This is a genomic window from Clostridioides difficile ATCC 9689 = DSM 1296, from assembly GCF_001077535.1.
Classification (GTDB): Bacteria; Bacillota; Clostridia; order Peptostreptococcales; family Peptostreptococcaceae; genus Clostridioides; species Clostridioides difficile.
Map to the genome: position 1 here is coordinate 2,877,092 of NZ_CP011968.1, position 19,597 is coordinate 2,896,688.

At 28.8% G+C, this 19,597-nt stretch carries 17 protein-coding genes and 1 other annotated feature; of the genes, 2 read left to right on the plus strand and 15 right to left on the minus strand.

The window, feature by feature from the left end; genetic code table 11:
* Positions 1–88: 88 nt before the first annotated feature.
* Positions 89–931: a DegV family protein gene (locus tag CDIF1296T_RS13780; protein WP_009890830.1), complete on the minus strand. Its 843-nt coding sequence runs from the start codon at positions 929–931 to the stop codon at positions 89–91.
* Positions 932–1,114: 183 nt separating this feature from the next.
* Here CDIF1296T_RS13780 and CDIF1296T_RS13785 point away from each other — a divergent pair, with 183 nt between their 5' ends.
* Entirely contained in the window at positions 1,115–1,687 is a 573-nt protein-coding gene (locus CDIF1296T_RS13785) for a TetR/AcrR family transcriptional regulator (RefSeq protein WP_009897804.1), read from the plus strand.
* Positions 1,688–1,849: 162 nt separating this feature from the next.
* On the opposite strand, the gene CDIF1296T_RS13790 is transcribed toward CDIF1296T_RS13785, so the two are convergent.
* The 9 genes from CDIF1296T_RS13790 to CDIF1296T_RS13830 all read right to left on the minus strand — a co-directional run bounded on the left by CDIF1296T_RS13790 (position 1,850) and on the right by CDIF1296T_RS13830 (position 10,504).
* On the minus strand, positions 1,850–2,122 hold the full coding sequence (locus CDIF1296T_RS13790) for a hypothetical protein (RefSeq protein ID WP_009890831.1): 273 nt from the start codon (positions 2,120–2,122) through the stop codon (positions 1,850–1,852).
* A gap of 126 nt (positions 2,123–2,248) precedes the next feature.
* Complete coding sequence (locus CDIF1296T_RS13795) at positions 2,249–3,121, minus strand: YitT family protein (protein WP_003426922.1); 873 nt, start codon at positions 3,119–3,121, stop codon at positions 2,249–2,251.
* Positions 3,122–3,416: 295 nt separating this feature from the next.
* Positions 3,417–6,524 (minus strand): isoleucine--tRNA ligase, encoded by a 3,108-nt coding sequence (gene ileS, locus CDIF1296T_RS13800; RefSeq protein WP_004454939.1) that lies wholly within the window; start codon positions 6,522–6,524, stop codon positions 3,417–3,419.
* A gap of 92 nt (positions 6,525–6,616) precedes the next feature.
* Positions 6,617–6,849 (minus strand) — a binding site (T-box leader).
* Positions 6,850–7,023: 174 nt separating this feature from the next.
* The gene (locus tag CDIF1296T_RS13805; protein ID WP_003426928.1) at positions 7,024–7,551 is read right to left on the minus strand and encodes a DivIVA domain-containing protein; all 528 of its coding nucleotides are present in this window, start codon (positions 7,549–7,551) and stop codon (positions 7,024–7,026) included.
* Between the two features lie 34 nt (positions 7,552–7,585).
* A complete protein-coding gene (locus CDIF1296T_RS13810; protein ID WP_009897805.1) occupies positions 7,586–8,371 on the minus strand; it encodes a YlmH family RNA-binding protein in 786 nt (261 codons plus the stop codon).
* 9 nt (positions 8,372–8,380) lie between these two features.
* Positions 8,381–8,638: a YggT family protein gene (locus CDIF1296T_RS13815; RefSeq protein ID WP_003416163.1), complete on the minus strand. Its 258-nt coding sequence runs from the start codon at positions 8,636–8,638 to the stop codon at positions 8,381–8,383.
* An 18-nt stretch (positions 8,639–8,656) separates the two neighbouring features.
* Positions 8,657–9,115, minus strand: coding sequence for a cell division protein SepF (locus CDIF1296T_RS13820; protein WP_009897807.1), 459 nt, complete (start codon positions 9,113–9,115; stop codon positions 8,657–8,659).
* Positions 9,116–9,154: 39 nt separating this feature from the next.
* Positions 9,155–9,859, minus strand: a complete 705-nt coding sequence (locus CDIF1296T_RS13825) for a YggS family pyridoxal phosphate-dependent enzyme (RefSeq protein WP_009893687.1) — start codon at positions 9,857–9,859, stop codon at positions 9,155–9,157.
* Between the two features lie 9 nt (positions 9,860–9,868).
* Positions 9,869–10,504 carry a biotin/lipoyl attachment domain-containing protein gene (locus CDIF1296T_RS13830; protein WP_009897808.1) on the minus strand — a complete coding sequence of 212 codons (636 nt, stop codon included), beginning with the start codon at positions 10,502–10,504 and terminating at the stop codon, positions 9,869–9,871.
* A gap of 380 nt (positions 10,505–10,884) precedes the next feature.
* Here CDIF1296T_RS13830 and CDIF1296T_RS13835 point away from each other — a divergent pair, with 380 nt between their 5' ends.
* A complete protein-coding gene (locus CDIF1296T_RS13835; protein WP_003416156.1) occupies positions 10,885–11,925 on the plus strand; it encodes a PTS sugar transporter subunit IIC in 1,041 nt (346 codons plus the stop codon).
* 462 nt (positions 11,926–12,387) lie between these two features.
* Here the strand turns inward: CDIF1296T_RS13835 and CDIF1296T_RS13840 are convergent, their stop codons facing one another.
* From CDIF1296T_RS13840 to CDIF1296T_RS13860, 5 genes are all read right to left on the minus strand, one after another.
* Complete coding sequence (locus CDIF1296T_RS13840; RefSeq protein ID WP_009897809.1) at positions 12,388–13,743, minus strand: PFL family protein; 1,356 nt, start codon at positions 13,741–13,743, stop codon at positions 12,388–12,390.
* Positions 13,744–13,768: 25 nt separating this feature from the next.
* Positions 13,769–14,038 carry an ACT domain-containing protein gene (locus CDIF1296T_RS13845; RefSeq protein ID WP_003416152.1) on the minus strand — a complete coding sequence of 90 codons (270 nt, stop codon included), beginning with the start codon at positions 14,036–14,038 and terminating at the stop codon, positions 13,769–13,771.
* A 289-nt stretch (positions 14,039–14,327) separates the two neighbouring features.
* Positions 14,328–16,298 carry a hypothetical protein gene (locus CDIF1296T_RS13850; RefSeq protein ID WP_018112858.1) on the minus strand — a complete coding sequence of 657 codons (1,971 nt, stop codon included), beginning with the start codon at positions 16,296–16,298 and terminating at the stop codon, positions 14,328–14,330.
* A 182-nt stretch (positions 16,299–16,480) separates the two neighbouring features.
* Positions 16,481–17,956 (minus strand): stage IV sporulation protein A, encoded by a 1,476-nt coding sequence (gene spoIVA / locus CDIF1296T_RS13855; RefSeq protein WP_004454943.1) that lies wholly within the window; start codon positions 17,954–17,956, stop codon positions 16,481–16,483.
* A gap of 171 nt (positions 17,957–18,127) precedes the next feature.
* Positions 18,128–19,423, minus strand: coding sequence for an MFS transporter (locus tag CDIF1296T_RS13860; protein ID WP_009897812.1), 1,296 nt, complete (start codon positions 19,421–19,423; stop codon positions 18,128–18,130).
* Positions 19,424–19,597 lie beyond the last annotated feature (174 nt).

Here is a 19,597-nt window from a genome sequence, read left to right on the forward strand (position 1 = left end):
AGCCATATAAAAATGTTTTAAACATTTTTATATGGCTTTAATTTCTCAATCTATGATTTATTTCAATCCATTATTTATATTGCAGTATTTATATTGCAGTTATTAAGATTGCACCCTTTGAAGTATATGTCCCCATCACTGAACCAATTTCACAGATTACAACATCTTTGTATTTTACATCCTTTTCCATAACCTCCCTCACCTTTTGAGCTTTTTCTGGGCAATTAGCATGTCCTATAAATAAAACCTTTTCTTCTTTATCTTTAATTTTTGACTCTACTAAAGTAATCAGCTTTTTCAAACTGTTTCCTTCACCTCTTGCCTTATCTATAGGAGTTACAACGCCATCTGCAACTTGTATTATCGCCTTAAAATTCAAGGTATTTATAATTTTTCCTGCTATTGGATTTATTCTACCACCCTTAATAGCATTTTCTAAAGTTTCAAGTGTTCCAAAAAATGGAGGATTATCTTTATATTTATTTATTATTGAAACAATCTCTTCAATTTCTTTTCCTTCTTTTATTAATATTGCTGCTTTTAACACTAATTGTCCTATTCCAATTGACCCACTAAGTGAATCTATAACCTCAACTTTCTTGTTATTTCCTTCCTTTTCAAACATATCTTTTGCTAAAAGTGCACTATTATAAGTCCCAGATAATCCTGAACTTATATTAATCACTAATACACTTTCTTCCTGACAATGGTATGCTTCTAAAAATTTATCAGGAGAAGGACATGATGTTTTTGGTAGTACTTTACTCTCACTCATTTTTCTATAGAAAGTTTCATTATCTATTTCCTTTCCAGATATATAACTTTCTTCTCCAAAAGATACATTTAAACCAACAACTTCTATGTTGTATTTTTCTATTATATCATCAGGTAAGTCACATGCACTGTCCACTATCAATTTTATTTTATCCATATTAACCTCACTATAAGATATTATTTTATTTATTCAGTCGGTCGTACGACCGATTTAATTATTATTTTATATATTGAATGAAAAAAAGTCAATAGATATAGATTCTCGCTTTATTGACAATAAATATCCATAAGCTTATAATGTTATTAATTTGTTATAAATATACATGGAAAGGTAGGTTTTATGAAAACAAATAATATGAAACAGGCTATTTTATCATCTGCAACCAATTTAATAGCCAAAAATGGAGTTCAAAATACTAGCCTTGCTGATATTGCAAAAGATGTAAATATAAGTAAAGGTACTTTGTATTATCACTACGCATCTAAAGATGATATTATATATGATATTGCGGATACTCATTTAGAAGTTATAACTAGTGCTATACTAAACTGTGTAAAAAATGTCAAATCAAAAAATTCTCAAATAGAAATGGTTAACTTAATCTTAGAGAAAATATCTACTATAGAAAGTCGTGGTAGGGTACATATGTATCTTATTTGTGAGGCAATTACTTCAAATAATGATTTAAAGGAAAGAATAAGATTAAAATATATTGAATGGAGAACTACTCTTAAATCTGAAATTGTTGAATCACTAGAAAAATATAATAGTAGCAAAAATGAACAGGATGCTGAATCATTTTCTTTTTTGCTCATGTCAATAGTTGATGGTTTAGTTGTCCAAAGTTTATTAAAAACAGAAAAAATACCTTATGAAAATATAGCTTCTTTTTTAGTTAATCATTGGATTTAAACTTAATACTTAGATAATTAATAAAAGTGAACTATTTAAGTTATCTACTTTAACAGTTCACTTTCTTATTTATTCTCAATAATTTTTACTTAAAACATTCAATTTTTATTTAAACCTTCATGGAATCACAAAATAAAAATCTCTTATAAATTTAAAATGTTTTTATTTATGTTCATGTGTATGCCCATCTGAATGTTCATGACCATGTGTATGTGTATGTTCGTGGCTATGCTCATGAGTACCTGAAAAACCATCATCATGATTATGGTCGTGACCTACACCATTTACATGCTCATGTTCATGCCCATGACTGTGAGAATGTTGATGTGAATGTTCATGGTTATCTCCTCCACAGCATCCTTCTCCTCCAGTCCCACAACACCCACTTGTATGTGGATTATGATGATTTCTTACTACAAATCTTTCTCTTAACATAATTCTTATACCTCCTAGTATATTATTGAGTACTTCATGTACCCCATTAACTACAGTATACATCTAACTAGGTATAATCTCAATACATATGGCATTTTTTAACATATATAATTAACATATATAATCTTAAAGAAATTTATCCTTAAAACCTCCACCTTTTACTTCTTCAACGTTATTGACAGAAATAAAAGCTTCACTATCCATATCATAAATTAAATCTTTAAATTTACCTATTTCATTTGCAGATATTATGCAATAAATCATCTTTTTCTTATTTTGTGTATATGCACCTTCTGCCTCCAAAAAAGTGACTCCTCTACCCATTTTATTCATTATCACTTTGGATATTTCATCATATTTATTTGATATTAAAAGTATAGATTTTTTTCTATCAAAGCAATCTTTTCCTATATCCATAGTAAAAGAAATTATATACATTGTAATTAAAGTGTACATCACCAATTTAGCTCCAAATAAAAAAGCTCCTGCACATACTACAAAAAAATTAATAAATAAAAATGTATTTTTCATAGGTATATCATACTTTCTTTTCATTATGGCTGCTATTATATCAAGTCCTCCAGCAGTAGCTCTTGCTTTAAAAGTTAACCCCATACCTATACCAGTTAATGCACCACCATAAATACACTGTAGCATAGTATCATCTATTGGGAAATATTTAGCAATATCTTGTGTTAGCCCCAGTGCTAGAGAAAATAGTAACATATTGACAAAACTTATTAGCAAAAATTTATTATCAAAATACTTTCTAGCTATAATAAATATTGGTATGTTCATCAAGAAACTTGATATTCCCTGATTTATACCAAATAATTTGTATAATATAACACAAATTCCAGCTACTCCTCCACTTAATAACTTGGCTGGTGCTAGATATAAATTTATTCCTAAGGTTGATAGAATCATACCCAATATAATAAGACAATATTGTAAAAATATGTTATTATCAATACTTAGCTTTTTACTTTCACCATACATCAAAACGCACCCCTTTGCATAATAAATAAACCACCCTGCAGAACACACGATAAATTTACAAATAAATTTATCAGAAGTAGCTTACTAAAAATATTATTCATCCTCACTTAAACGTTTATTCATTAATATTCTATCACATGACATAAATAATTTATATGATTTATATAGATTTATTTATTGTAAATTTTGGAATATTAAAATATTTTATTGAATAGATAATTATATTACATAAAAAATCCCTATAGAAATCTATAAACTAATTTCTATAGGGATTTTGGTTAACTAACTATTCTCTTTATTTTTTTATAACTTTTATACCTGTCATATGGTCATTTAAGTTTTGTTCCTCTAAAGATTTATCATCTACTCTGTTTATTTCTAAAGCTAAAGTTTCAGACTTGATATATTCATTAAAATGGTCAACAGCCTTAGCAATTTCATCATCACCACAGTATTCTATTACTATATTATCTAATACTTCAAAGTTATTAGATTTTCTTAATTGCTGTACTTTAGATATAAATTCTCTAGCATAACCTTCATTAATCAACTCTTCAGTTAGCTTAGTATCTAGTATAACAAAAAGATTGTTTTCAACAGATACATTAAATCCTTCCTTAGCAGTTATACCTATTAATACTAAATCCTTATTAAATTCAAAAGCTTCACCATCTAAATCAACTGTTAAAGTCTCACCTTTTTCAAGTTTATTAGCAGTTTCATGAGCATTTAATTTACTTAATGCTCCAACGAATAAATTCATCTTAGAACCTAATAATGGCCCTGCTTCCTTAAAGTTTGGTTTTAAACTAAAGTTCATATACTCATCTAAATCCTTAGCAAATATTACCTCTTTAACATTAAGCTCTTCTTTTATTAAATCAACTACATCACTTATTGTATCTTCAAACTTACCATCTACTAACACTTTTTGTAATGGTTGACGAACTTTTATTCTTTCTACTTCTCTTGAAGCTCTACCTAAAGTAACTAAGTTTTTAGCTAAATCCATTTTTTCTTCTAATTTAGTATCTACTAACTCTTCATTACATTTAGGATATTCAGCTAAATGAACAGATACTTCTCCTGTTAAGTTTCTATACATTTCTTCTGACATATATGGTGCAAATGGAGCTATAGCTCTACAAAGACCATGTAACAATTCATAAGTTGTATTGTACACTGCTTTTTTATCTTCTGTTAATTCAGTTGCCCAGAATCTTCTTCTTGAACGTCTTATATACCAGTTAGATAAATCATCATTTATAAAATCTTGTATCATTCTTAAAGTTTTATTTAACTCAAATATAGCTAAATTTTCTTCTACATCTTTCATTAAATTATTGAACTTAGATAATATCCATCTATCAAGTTCTGGTCTATCTTTATATTCTACAAAAAATTCAGTTGGATTTATATCATCTGTGTTTGCATATAAAGTAAAGAAGTTATATACATTCTTCATAGTACCTATAAATTTACTTTGGATTTCTTTTAATCCATCCATATCAAATTTAGTTGGAGTCCATGGTGGAGAAACATATAGTAAATACCATCTTAATGCATCTGCTCCATATTGGTCAAATAATTCCATTGGATTTACTGTATTTCCTCTTGATTTACTCATTTTCTTACCATCTTTATCAAGTACAAGGTCTGGAACTAAAACACTCTTATATGGTGCTTTTCCTAATACAAATGTTGATACTGCAAGTAATGAGTAGAACCAACCTCTAGTCTGGTCTATACCTTCTGATATATAGTCAGCTGGGAACAATTGGTCAAAGTTTTCCTTATTTTCAAATGGATAGTGGTGTTGAGCAAATGGCATAGCCCCACTATCAAACCAACAGTCTATAACCTCTGTTACTCTTGTCATTGGTTTTCCACATTTTTCACATTTTAAGTGTATATCATCTACATATGGTCTATGAAGTTCAACTGTTTCTGGATTTACATCTTCTATAGCTTTTTCAGCTAATTCAGCTCTTGAACCAACTGAATCTGTATGACCACATTCACATCTCCATATAGGAAGTGGAGTTCCCCAATATCTAGTTCTTGATATTGCCCAGTCATTTAGATTTTCTAACCAGTTTCCAAATCTCTTCTCTCCTACAAAACTTGGGAACCATTTTACACCATTATTATTTTCTATTAATTTATCTTTAAGTTTAGTCATCTCTATATACCAGCTTGGTTTTGCATAGTATACTAATGGAGTTTGACATCTCCAGCAGTGTGGATAATTATGAACTACTTTTTCTTTGCTATATAATTTATTTTCAGAAGCTAGCCATTTTATTATTTCAACATCTAGCCCATCTTCCATTACAAATCTACCTTCCCAAGGAGTAGATGTAAATTTACCAGTTTCATCTACTGGTTGAATAACTGGTAAATCATATCTTTTACCTGTGTTGTAGTCATCTTCACCAAATGCTGGTGCTGTATGAACTATACCAGTTCCATCTTCAGTAGTTACATAATCTCCTACTGTAATAAAAAATGCTTTTTTGTCAACTTCTACAAAAGGCATTAATTGTTCATATTCTAAACCTTCTAGGTCTTTACCTTTCATTTCTTCTAAAACTTCATAATCTTCACCTAGTACTTTATCAGCTAAAGGTTTAGATACATAATATACCTCATCACCTTTTTTAACTTTTAAATAATCTACATCAGCATTTACTGTTAATGAAACGTTTGATGGTAAAGTCCATGGAGTTGTTGTCCATGCTAAGAAGTATTCATCAGCATCTTTTTTCTTAAATTTAGCTATAACTGTATTAGTTTTTACTTCTTTATATCCTTGTGCAACCTCATGACTAGCAAGACCAGTTCCACATCTTGGGCAATAAGGAAGTATTTTATGTCCTTCATATATATATCCTTCTTTGTTGAATTTGTTTAGTATCCACCATACAGACTCTATATAGTTATTATCTAAAGTTATATATGGATTATCTAAATCAACTTCATAAGCCATTCTCTCAGTCATTATTCTCCATTGTTTTTCAAATGAGAAAACTGACTCTCTACATTTTTGGTTAAATTCAGCTATTCCATATTCTTCTATTTGTTGCTTGCTAGTAAGACCTAACTCTTTCTCTACTTGTATTTCAACTGGTAATCCATGTGTATCCCAACCAGCTTTTCTCTTTACTTGATAACCAGACATTGTTTTATATCTACAAACTGAATCTTTAAGCGTTCTAGATAAAACATGGTGTACTCCAGGATTTCCATTAGCTGTTGGAGGTCCTTCATAGAATACGAAACTTGGGTCATCTTTCCCTTTTTCTAAAGTTTTTTCAAGTATATTTATGTCTTTCCAATAATCAAAAACTTGTGCTTCTGCTTGTTTTACAGAACTGTCTACCAATGGCTTAAATTTCGCCATGTAAATCACCCTTTCCTACTAAATATTATAATTCCAAAATTTTTTATTCTTTCACATAAATTTAAATACTAAAAAACTCGCCCCCTTTAAACCAAAGGGACGAGTTATAAATCGCGTTACCACCCTAATTCTATATGTAAACTAAATACTAGCTACATATAACACTCTAATAGTATAACGGTACTAACCGGCACAGCTTAGTAGAATTTAATCGTTCAGCCTGCAGCTCAAGAGTGATTTTTATCTTTATAAATTCATTGGTTCTCAGCATACCCAATTCTCTGTAAAATTATCTAAAGATAAATGTCTCTATCAACGCTTTTAAAAATTTATCTGTGTTTATATGAAATTCTATAACAAATAATTTGAATAGTCAATATATTTTTGAAAAATATAATAATTTCTATTTTTCTTACATTTTTATCCTATTTTTAATCTTTGTTATAGATTTCTCAAACTCACACAATTATTCTACATAAAAAATAAACAAATTACAAGCTTATTCTAAAGTTGTAGCAGCTTCATCATTACTATAATTATACACTGTTGTTCCTTCAAATGCGTTTACACATTTTTCATCTACATCATAAAAAATCTCATCAACACTTCTTATTTCATCTTCTAACAGTGATTTAAATTTATTTCTAAATATCTTAAATTCTTTGACTAAAGCATCATACTCTTTTCTTATCTCTATAACACGGTTATTAGCTTGTTCTATAATTTGTCTAGCTTTTAAATCAGCTTCTTCAACAATTATCTTAGCCTTTTTATTAGCCGCACTACAAGTGTCTTCTGCTGCACTTTGAGCAGTTATTAAAGTGGCTTTTAGTGTTTCTTCAATATTTTCATACTTGTTTACTTGGTCTTGATATAACCCTAATTTTTCTTTAAGAGCTGTATTTTCCCTACATAGAGATTCATAATCTTCCTTGATGATATCTAAAAATTCATCAACCTCTTCATCTCTATACCCTCTTAAACCTTTTTTAAACTCTTTATTTTCTATCTCAATTGGAGTTAGCATTACATTTCCTCCCAGCTATAATTTAAATTAGTCCTTATACAATTAATCTTGCTTGAACTTTTATTTTTCCTTTTTTAGTAATATCTCCTATTTGTGTTACCTTAGCTCTTCCTTTGCCTCTAATAGAAATCAAATCATCATTTTTTACTATTTTAGAAGTTGAAGTTATCTTTTCATAATTGACATGGACTTTTTCTCCATTTATGTATTTTGCACTATCTTGTCTAGATATATTGTAAATACCACTTATCACACAATCTAACCTATCTGAAGATACTGTAAATGATACTTCTTTATATTTTGAAGAACTATTAACAATATTTTCTCTGGAAATTTCCTTTACAATTACATTATTTCTTGAAACCTTTTCTAAGTTTACAATTATAAAATCGCAAATATCACTACTTACAACTACTTGACAAAAGCTATCATGTATAATTATATCTCCAATTTTTTCTCTTTTTATACCTAGACCCAGTATTGACCCTAAGTAATCTTTATGAGATATATTTTTAAATTTGAAATTCCCTTCTATTTGTAAAAATCTAAGAGTATCTTCTATATCTTCATATTCCATGTAAAATGGATAAATAAATACAGTGCTTCTTTCAGCTCGTTCATAACCTCCATCCACACTGTATTTTATTTCATTTGTAGAATTTAATATTGCTACAGCATTTTTCACTTCATATGGATTAAGAAACTCCGTAGACTTAACATCATAGTTTTTTATACAACTATTAGCCTTGTCTATCACTTTAAACATTTTATTTTTCAAGTCTATATCCTTTATGTGATTTGTTAGTTTTAATTTATCCATCCTATCACCTTAGAATATAACCAATACTAATTGTCTTAGGAACATCAATAATACTATTGCAATTAAAGGAGAAAAATCTATAGGTCCATTTGTATATTTATACATTATAGACCTTATTGGCCCTTCTATTGGCTCTGTAAGATTTTCCAAAATATCAAAAATTTTACTTTGTCTTCCATTTGGAAACCAAGTCATCAAGCTTTTTATAACTATCATCCATGCTATTATATCTAAAAGATAATAAAGTGCAATTCTTATTGTTCCCATATATTAACCGCCTTTTTACTATTTATTTTGCCAAGGGAAGAATGCTTTACTTTCTAATTCTTTTTTCATATTTGCATCTATATCCACATTATTAGGAGCTAGTATAAATATTGATTTAGAAACCTTTTGTATACTTCCATCTAAGACATAAACTGCCCCATTCATAAAGTTAAATATAGATTTACGAACTTCAGAATTAGTCAATCCTTCCAAATTCACTATAACTGCCCTTCTTTGTTTTAGATGGTCTGCTATAGTTGCAGCTTCATCATAAACCTTAGGTTCAACTATTACAACTTTCATTTGGCTAGTTGTATGTAAATTTACAATTTTATTTGCTTTTGTAGTACTAAAGCCACTGTTCATTTCTTCTTCTTGAACTATATCGTCCATGCCACTTTCATATTCATCTTCAATGTAATCTTCTTCTTCATCAACTATCCAATTCTTAAATTTAGATATTATTCCATTTGACATTATTAACTTCCTCCTTAAAATTTATTCAAATTTGAGTAATTATTTTTTATTGTAGTTTCTTTCTCCAAAGATTGATGTTCCAACTCTAACAATGGTAGCCCCTTCCTCTATAGCAATTTCATAATCGTGACTCATTCCCATTGACAAAACATCCATCCCTACATTAGGGATGTTTAGTTCTTTTATTTGTTTTGATAAATCTTTAAGACCTTTAAATACACCTCTTATCTCATCTTCATCTTCTATAAAAGGTGCCATTGTCATTAGACCCTTTATTTTTATATTTTTATATTTTTCTGACACTTCTTTGACAAAGTCTACAACTTCTTCTCTATCAAGTCCATGCTTAGACTCTTCTTTAGATATATTCACTTGTACTAAGCAATCTATTTCTCTGTTTATTTGTTCTGCACGTTTTTGAATTTCTTCGCATAATGCAATTCTATCTAAAGAGTGTATCATACAAACTTTATCGATTATGTACTTAACTTTATTGGTTTGCAAAGTTCCTATCAGGTGCCAGTTTAATTTATCACCTATAATATCATACTTTCTAGCTAATTCTTGGGGTTTATTTTCACCAACAGAAGTGATTCCTTCCCTCATTGCCTCATTGACTAAGTCTACATCAACAGTCTTTGTGACTGCCAAAAGGGTAATCTCTTTGCTGTCTCTATCTACTTTTTTTGCAGCTTTATCAATTTTGTTTCTTATCTCAGACAAATTATCTTTAATAGAACCCATTATTATCACCTACTTTATCCTTATATTTGTGTTTATACTGTTAGGTCTTAAAATTATTTTGTCATATAGATTAACACTTGTAACTCCATTTATGTCATTTTTATAATAATCCACAAATACAGAAGATTCATTCTCATAAGTTATTCCTTCTAATATGACAAATTTTACACTTTGTGATTGTTCATCAATTACATATACACCACGTTTATTGTCTTTTGTTTTTATAGAAGTTTTAGGTATTTTTAAACATTCCATCTGATTATATATTATATCAAATTCTTCGACACTTGTATCCTGATTTGCAACAATTTGGTTACTTATTTTTAATTTTACCATTATTTTATTATTATTTTCATATATTTTGTAAACTTTTGCATCTAATTTTTGCTCATGATATTCAATTATTACATTTTGATTTTTTTCAAAGTTATTAGAATCTTCTTTACTGATGTATGTAGATAGATAATTACTCTGGTCATTGGCATCTTTTTCTATACTTCCTTTTACATGAATCTTTGCATCAACTTTTTCATTTTTTAACACCAACGTATTTACATTTTTGCTAATTATCATTACTAATATATTAAATACTAAATATATAAGAATACCAAGTATCACTAATCTGGTATATTTTACCTTTTTCAAAGACTCTCCCCCTATAAAATTACTTTCATTATAAGTACTTCTTCTAAAAAATGTTTATTCCTTTTTTATAAGCTAATATTTTACGTTCTAATAATTATTTTTTCCATATTAAATTTATTTTTTATCAATCTTCCTATACAAGACTGCATTATTTATATATAATTGTATTATAAAGTATAAGTTTAATTTACATTTTATACGTTAAGCTTACTTTATATGTTTTTATAGTTATTTTTATTTTTAGATACAATATAAAACCAATTAAGATTTAAAATAACTTTTGTTATGTTGACATTTATTTAGGTAATCATTTACGAATCAGGATAACGTTATCATAACAAAAGTTTATGTCCTAAAAAAAATACAAGGAGGATTTTCTTATGTCAGAAATTTTATTAGGAACAGGTTTACTTTTATTGGTTCTATGTTGTTTCACAATTTTTAGTTACAAGGCCCCATATGGTATGAAGGCTATGGGAGCTCTAGCAAACGCTGCATGTGCTACTTTCTTAGTAGAGGCATTCAACCTTTCTTTACTTGGTGATGTTTTAGGTATGGAATTTTTTAGAAGTGTTGGAGCTGCTAATGGTAGTCTTGGTGGAGTTGCTGCTGCTATACTTGTGCCTTTAGCCTTAGGTGTATCTCCAGTTTATGCAGTTTTAATAGGATTATCTTGTTTAGATTTTTCTATATTATCTGGATTCGTTGCTGGATACTTTGTTTCTTTCTTAATTAAGTTTATAGAGAAAAAAGTGCCACCTGGAGTGGATTTAGTGGTTGTAATTCTTCTATGTGCACCACTATCTCGTCTTATAGCATCAAATGTAGACCCATTAGTTAATAGTACACTACTACAAATTGGACAAGTTTTGATAGAAGCTACCAACATTAGCCCTATAATAATGGGAATTATACTAGGAGGTCTAATAACAGTAGTTGGAACGTCTCCACTTAGTTCAATGGCTCTTACATCTATAATTGGTCTTACTGGTCTTCCTATGGCAATAGGAGCATTAGGTGCTTTTGGTTCAGCTTTTATGAACTCAACACTATTTGCAAAATTGAAATTAGGTTCTAAAAAAGATATTATATCTGTTGCTATTGAACCATTAACCCAATCAGACATAATTTCAGCTAATCCAATACCTATATATTCTACTAATTTCTTTGGAGGAGCCTTTTCTGGTATCATTGTAGCCTTGATGGGTCTTGTAAACATGACACCAGGTACAGCTACACCTGTGGCTGGTTTTGCTATAATGTTTGCTTATAATCCAGTTCAACAAGTTCTTATAACAGCTGGTTTATGTGCTTTATTCAATGTAATTGCAGGATTTTTAGGTTCAAAAATATTCAGTACCTTTAAAGTTCTTACTGCTGGTGAAATACGTGGTACTGATGTAGAAGAAGAAATTGCTTAAAAAACAATAGGATTTATAAATTTATATCTCAAGTAGTAGAGTTTTATATTGTAGGCAATTTTATTAATTGCAAACGTTTTATTTTTTATTTATGTTTATGATTATTATGTGTGTTGAATATTTAGATAAATTTTTATTTATTATTTTTATTTAGATTTTTGTTTAGTTTTTTATTTGGTTGATATATTAGGAATAAAAATTAGTATAGTTTATTACTAGTTAGATAGCATAACTTTTTAGATACATAAAAAATTTTATATTAATTAGATATTATTAAAATAAAAGCGATACATGAATTTTTAAATGTCCATGTATCGCTTTATTTTTGCCATAATCTTAACAACTAATTTTTAAAGTTTATTATCTTAACAAAGTTCATTATCTTATATAATATTTAAATGCATAGACTTCTTTAATTTAACCATCTAAATATTTAATTAAATATTATTATATGTAATATAACTAATTTTTAAATGAATGTATAGGAGCTGGAATCCTTCCTCCTCTTTGAGTAAATAATTCAGATGAATTTGTATTTATAGGCATTACTGGTGCTCGTCCTAAAAGTCCTCCAAATTCTACCATATCACCTACATCACATCCTGGGGCTGGTATAATTCTAACGGCTGTAGTCTTATTATTAATCATACCTATTGCTGCCTCATCAGCTATCATGGCTCCAAGCGTACCTGCTGTAGTATTTCCTGGCACAGCTATCATATCAAGACCTACAGAACAAATAGCAGTCATTGCTTCAAGCTTATCTATACTTAAAGCACCTTTAATAACAGAATCAATCATACCTGCATCTTCAGATACTGGTATAAACGCTCCACTAAGTCCTCCAACATGTGAACATGCCATTACTCCACCTTTTTTAACAGCATCATTTAAAAGTGCTAATGCTGCTGTAGTCCCATGAGTACCAACAACTTCAAGACCCATTTCCTCTAATATATTTGCTACTGAATCACCAATAGCAGGTGTAGGAGCTAGTGATAAGTCTATTATCCCAAATGGAACATCCAATCTACTAGAAGCTTCCTTTGCCACAAGTTGTCCAACTCTTGTAATTTTAAATGCAGTCTTTTTAACTGTTTCTGAAACAACATCAAAAGGCTCTCCCTTTACTTTCTCTAAAGCTCTCTTAACAACACCAGGGCCACTTACACCAACATTTATAATTCTATCAGCCTCACCAACACCATGGAAAGCTCCTGCCATAAATGGATTATCTTCTACTGCATTACAAAATACTACTAATTTTGCACAACCAAAACCTTTTGCATCTTTTGTTAATTCTGCAGTTTCTTTTATGATTTCTCCCATTTCTTTCACTGCATCCATATTTATACCACATCTTGTAGAACCTACATTTACTGAAGCACATACTTTATTAGTACTTGCTAGAGCTTTTGGAATTGACTTAATTAGTATCTTATCACCTTTTGTATATCCCTTTTGAACTAATGCTGAGAATCCACCAATAAAATCTATACCTAAATCCTCTGCAGCCTTATCCAATGTCTGTGCAAACTTTACATAGTCATTTTCATCTGTTGCACCTGCAATAATGGAAATTGGAGTTACTGATACCCTTTTATTTACAATTGGGATACCAAATTCACGCTCTATATCTTTTCCAACCTTCACCAAATCTTTAGCAGAACTCATAATCTTATTGTATATTTTTTCTCTAGCTTTATCTCCATCAGGGTCTATACAATCTAATAAAGAAATCCCCATAGTTATAGTTCTTATATCCAACTGTTCTTCATCTATCATCTTTATTGTTTCAAGTATATTTCCTACATTCACTATTATCACCTCCCCTTACTGTCTACTACAGATTATGCATTGAATTAAATATTTCTTCTCGCTGAATTTTTACATCCACTGATAATTTCTTACCTCTTTCAACCAAGTCCTCAACCGTTTTCTCAAAAGAATTTAATGATTTCTCTAAATCAACTATCATAATCATAGTAAAATAATCCTGTAATATTTTTTGTGATATATCTACTATGTTGATATTTTGCTTGTATAATTCATCACTAATTCCTGCCACTATACCTGGTTTATCCTTTCCAATTACTGTTAAAATTGCTTTCATAATAATATCCTCCCTTATTTTTTTATAAATCTTATATTTTTACAAATTGAACTATGTGTTAACATATATTTCATTTATTTGTTAGTAAACCACTTTTTATGTATATATTTAATATATTTTAATACCTATACATTCATTTGTCAATTTTTTTTCAATATTCTATTATTTTTATACTATTTAGAAAATTCATATATTATATATGTTTTCTCAACAACAAATACAGTTTTCATAATAATGAAAGGTATTACTTAGCAATCTCATGATTTTCTAAATAATACCTTTCTAAAAATTATTTTTTTAATTTTATGAATTTAATTATACTTTTTCTAGTATCAGGATTTACAATTAATATAGAACCAATCATAATTGGTGTTAGTATACAAAATAAAAAAATAATATCTTTTTTTAGATTATATTCTTTAGATTCTAATTTATAATTATTATTTATTATTCCATCATAATCACTTATATTTGACTTATTTTTATTTGTATCTTGATTTTTGTTAGAAATACTTTCCCTATAAGGAAAAGAATGTTCATTGGTACCAAATACTGATTTTGAGCTTAAATCATAATTATCATCATTTTCTGTAATTGAATTTTTATTGTAAAATCCTTTTTCTTTATCAGAATTATTTTCTTTATTACCATCTTTAGGTATATCATGAGGATTTTTATTTTCATTGCTATCAGTACTTGATTCTACATCATCTTTAGGAGTATTTGGTTGTTTCTCATCAGAATTATCATTTTCATTATTATTATTTTCATTATTATTATTTTCATTATTATTGTTTTGATTGTTATTACTATCATTATTTTCATTTCCATTATTCCCATCTTGATTGTTATCATCCTCATCTCTATCCGGGTCGTCTCTACCTCCTCCTCCACGGTCACCATCAATATCATCATTTTCCCGTTCATCATCTGGTGTCTCTTGGTTGTCTCCGCCTCCCATTATAAATCCTGGTTTAAAAACTATATTTGAATACCCTTCTTTTAATCCTCCTACAACTTTTACTCTAAAACAACGCAACTTAAAATCTTCAAAAAAAAGTATAGCTTGATCTCTAATATCCTCCTGTTCTTCAGATATCCAATTGATTCCATCGCTTGAATATTCAACAAAAACCTTACTTGCACTATACGGCATATCATAAAATAAAACAGCTACATATCCATTTTTTGTATTTTGAAATTCCAGTTCCAAATTGTCTATTGGTTTTTTCTCTATAACAGATACATTCAAAATAGGAACTACATCATCATTTATTATAATTTTTTCTTTATTTAACATTTCTGTTTTAAACTTTCCTGTTATATTAAAATTTTCTCCCTTTTCCAACTTTTCATAATAATCAGTAAAATCCCATTCTACATCTATATCAAGTCGATTACCACTAGATGTTTCTAATACCATATATTTGGGAAATTTTATATTTTCTATTTTATCATCTTTACTTACTTTTATTTCATCACTAAATACACCAATTCCCCTATGACAACATTTCACAATATCATAGCCAGAATCTTCAGCTATAGAGGGTATAAGCTCATTATAATCATCAATTATATAAACTTTCTTACTTTCTGATATAATTGATTGTGCCAACTTATTATTATCTCTTAGTAACCCACTTTCATTGTTGCTACTATATGCTTTTATTGAAGTTTCTTCTATCTCAACATCACCTTTAGAATAAACACCTATAGCATGTTCTCCATTCACTTCAATATCCTTATTTAGTATTCTAATATCATTTTCAGTATAAATTCCTATTGCATCTTTTCCATTTGCCTTTATTTTTTCAACAGATTCGTAGGATGATTTAATATGTAAGTCTCCTCCTTCTTCAACGTATAAGGCTGTCCCATCAGTAGCAATTATGTTGTTTATACCAATACTTATACTTCCACCATTTTCTATATGTATTACTCCTTCTTTTCCTCCTTCACCTATTATATTCAATTCATTATCATCAATAATAAATCTCCCATGATTTTTTATCAATATTTTATATTTGTTGGTATCTATTGTAAAATTACTGTCATAAGGAATATAAAATCTAAACTCTTCATCTATTACCATATCACAAGAAAGAGTATAAACTATTTCTTCTTTATTATTTTTATTTTCTTGAACCCACCTTTCAAAATCTTCAAGACAATTTTCCTCTTGTCCAAAAACTTTATGTGGAAAACTTATAAAACACAAAACTATTATACTCATAAAAATAAATATCTCATACTTTTTCATCTTACACTCCTAGAAATTTTTAGCTTTGAAACAATCCTGTCGAAACATATACTTCACCCACTATAATTTTTCCACAATTATCAATTATTGTCAATTTATATAAGTATCTTTATTAATTGTTATAAATAAAAAGCTACTTACTAAAGCAAACAGACGTTTCACTTTAATAAGTAGCTATATTTTTATAACAAAATAGTTATAATATTAGAACTTCCTTCATTTACAATTTTTTGTAAAGTCTTTTGCATTTTAACTCTTATCTCTTCTGGCATAGTATATAATTTACTTTGTAATTGCTCTTTTACTAAGTCATGTAGTGATTTACCAAACATATTTGATTCCCATAAATCTGCTGGTTGCTCTTCAAATACTTCCATAAGATATTTTATCATCTCTTCACCTTGATTTTGATTTCCAACTATTGGAGAAACCTCTGTAGATATATCTGCTTTTATAATATGAAGTGATGGTGCATTGGCTTTTAACTTGATACCATATTGTTTTCCTTGTTTCATTATTTCTGGTTCTTCCAGACTAAGTTCTTCTAAGGAAGGAGCTACTACTCCATATCCTTTTATCTTGGCATCTATTAAAGCACTTTCTATTTTATCATACTCATTTTTAACTTTAGATAGTCTAGTTATCAGACTAAGCAGTTGATAATCTCCTTCAATTTTAAATCCACTTTTTTCTTCAAGGACATTATAGAATAAATCTTGCTTTGTCTGTAAATCAATATTTATAACACCTTCTCCTAGCTCTACATTATCAACACCTGTATCTTCCAAAAACTCTAACTCAGAAAATCCTTGTATAATACCTTCTATATCCCTTATTTTACCTATATCTATAATACTTTGTTTTAATGTTGTTATTATGCTACTTTTTATCCAATGATTTCTTTCAAGACCTTCAACCCATTTTGGTAAGTTGATTCTTATTTCTGTAAGTGGAAAATCATATAATACAGCTTCCATAACCTCCTCTATATCTTCTTCTTCCATTTCAACCACATTCATTGGAAGAACTGGAACTTCATACTTTTCTTCCAATTCACTTCTAAGCATACTCGTTTCCTCACTTTTTGGACTTAACGTATTTAAAACCACTGCAAATGGTTTTTTAAGATTTTTCAATTCTTGTATAACTCTCTCTTCTGGTTCTACATAGCTTTTTCTGTCAATTCCAGTAACTGAACCATCTGTCAAGACAACTATCCCTATTGTAGAATGGTCTTTTATAACTTTTTTAGTTCCTATCTCTGCTGCCTTTTCAAATGTCATAGCTTCTTGTGACCAAGGAGTGGATACTAATCTTTGTTTTCCACCTTCCTCATGCCCTAAAGCTCCTTCAACTATGTATCCAACACAATCTACCATTCTTACTTTTAAAGATACTGTGTCTTTTATTTTTATTTCTACACCATCTGCTGGTACAAATTTTGGTTCTACTGTCATTATCGTTTTACCTGAACCACTTTGGGGTATCTCATCTCTTGTTCTATCCTTTTTAAATTCATTGTCTATATTAGGTATAACCAACTTTTCCATAAATTTTCTTATAAAAGTTGATTTTCCTGTTCTTACAGGTCCAACTACTCCAATATATATATCCCCCTGAGTCCTTTTGGATATATCTTCGTATATGTTATTATTCATATTATTCCTCCTATACATCTAATCTTATTAAATTATATTTAGAGTTAAGGGTTAATATTCTTAAAATAGAAAAATAAAGACCAGCAATATTAATTTAATTTACATATAGAAATTTGTAAATTTCAATGTAAATTAAATTAATATTGCTGGTCCAAATAGTAGTGTATTATATTAACTGACTTTAGTAGTATTTTCATTTGAATTATTATTCATCTCAATAAGTTCTTTACGTCTTTCTTTTGTCATGTTCATCCATATAAATGTAAACACCAATCCAATTATGGCTACTATAGTAAGAACTATGAAGTAGTACCTATATCCAGTTACACCCGGAAATGCATCCAATATCTTCCCTGCTGCTAAAGGACAAAGTACTTCTGGAAGATATCCTAATGTAGCAACTATTCCTATAGCAGTTCCTGATATTGATAATGAATAATTACCTTCTTCAAGTAACGAATAGTGTAAACCTTGAATTGCATACATAGATACATATATTGCAACACATCCAATCAATAGTATATAAATCATAGATGATTTTGTTGGTGTAAATATTACACCTAAAAGACCTGCAATCATAAGTATAAATCCATAAGATATAATCTTTGATGAACCAACTTTATCTCCAAGTAATCCAGAAGCAGCTGATGCTACTGGTCTACAATACTGAGCTAATATTGAGATTGCAGATGCAAACACCACAGTAGCTCCAAATGCTTCAGTTGAATAAGGCGTAAAATAATAAAATGACATATTAGCTGAATATGAACAAAACATTATTATTGTTATTATCCATGTATGAGGCATTTTTATTACTGCAAAAAAGGCTTCTTTATCAAATTTTGCTGATACCTCTTTTTCATTATCCTTTAATTTGAAAAATACTAATACTCCAACTATTACATTTATTGCCGAGTATAATACTATAATAGCTGTAAGACCAGATTTATCACTTACTTTTGATGAAATATACCCAAATAGTATCAATACTAGAGATAGATGAATTGCATTGGTAATTCCACGACCACTTTCCATAAATCCAAAAGCTTTTCCTTGTTCATTTTCAGATGCTAACATTCTAACAGCTTTTACAAGAGCTGGCCAAAAAGTAAGTATTGTTGTTATTCCCCATAAGGCATGGATTAAAAACACAACAATATATGGAGGATAAAGTGTTAATACAAGACCAGATATTCCTGTAATAATTAAAGAACCTGAAAGCAATTTTCTGGCTGAAATACGGTCTGCTAAAAAACCACCAAAAAGGTATGATACCATTGCAAGTAGACCATAAATACTTCCTAAGCTTCCCATTTGTGTATTTGTAAGATTAAATGCTTGTGCAAAAGTATCATAATAATAATTCTTTAAATATGGTAAAGCATATATAAATGCTCCTGCTACAAAGAGTATTATCAAGACTTTGAAATTTTTCCAAATGCTTGGTTTATTTACTTCAACTGACATACTTCCTCCTTATGTAAATACCTGTAAATTTTCATGATAATTAATTATTGCTTATTGTATTGTTTATTCAATATTTCGGAATATTTATTAATATATTAGGTTAATCTATCAATAATTTATGGTGAGTTATGAGCTAAAAGTAAACTCTTTTAGCTCACCATAATAATTATATTT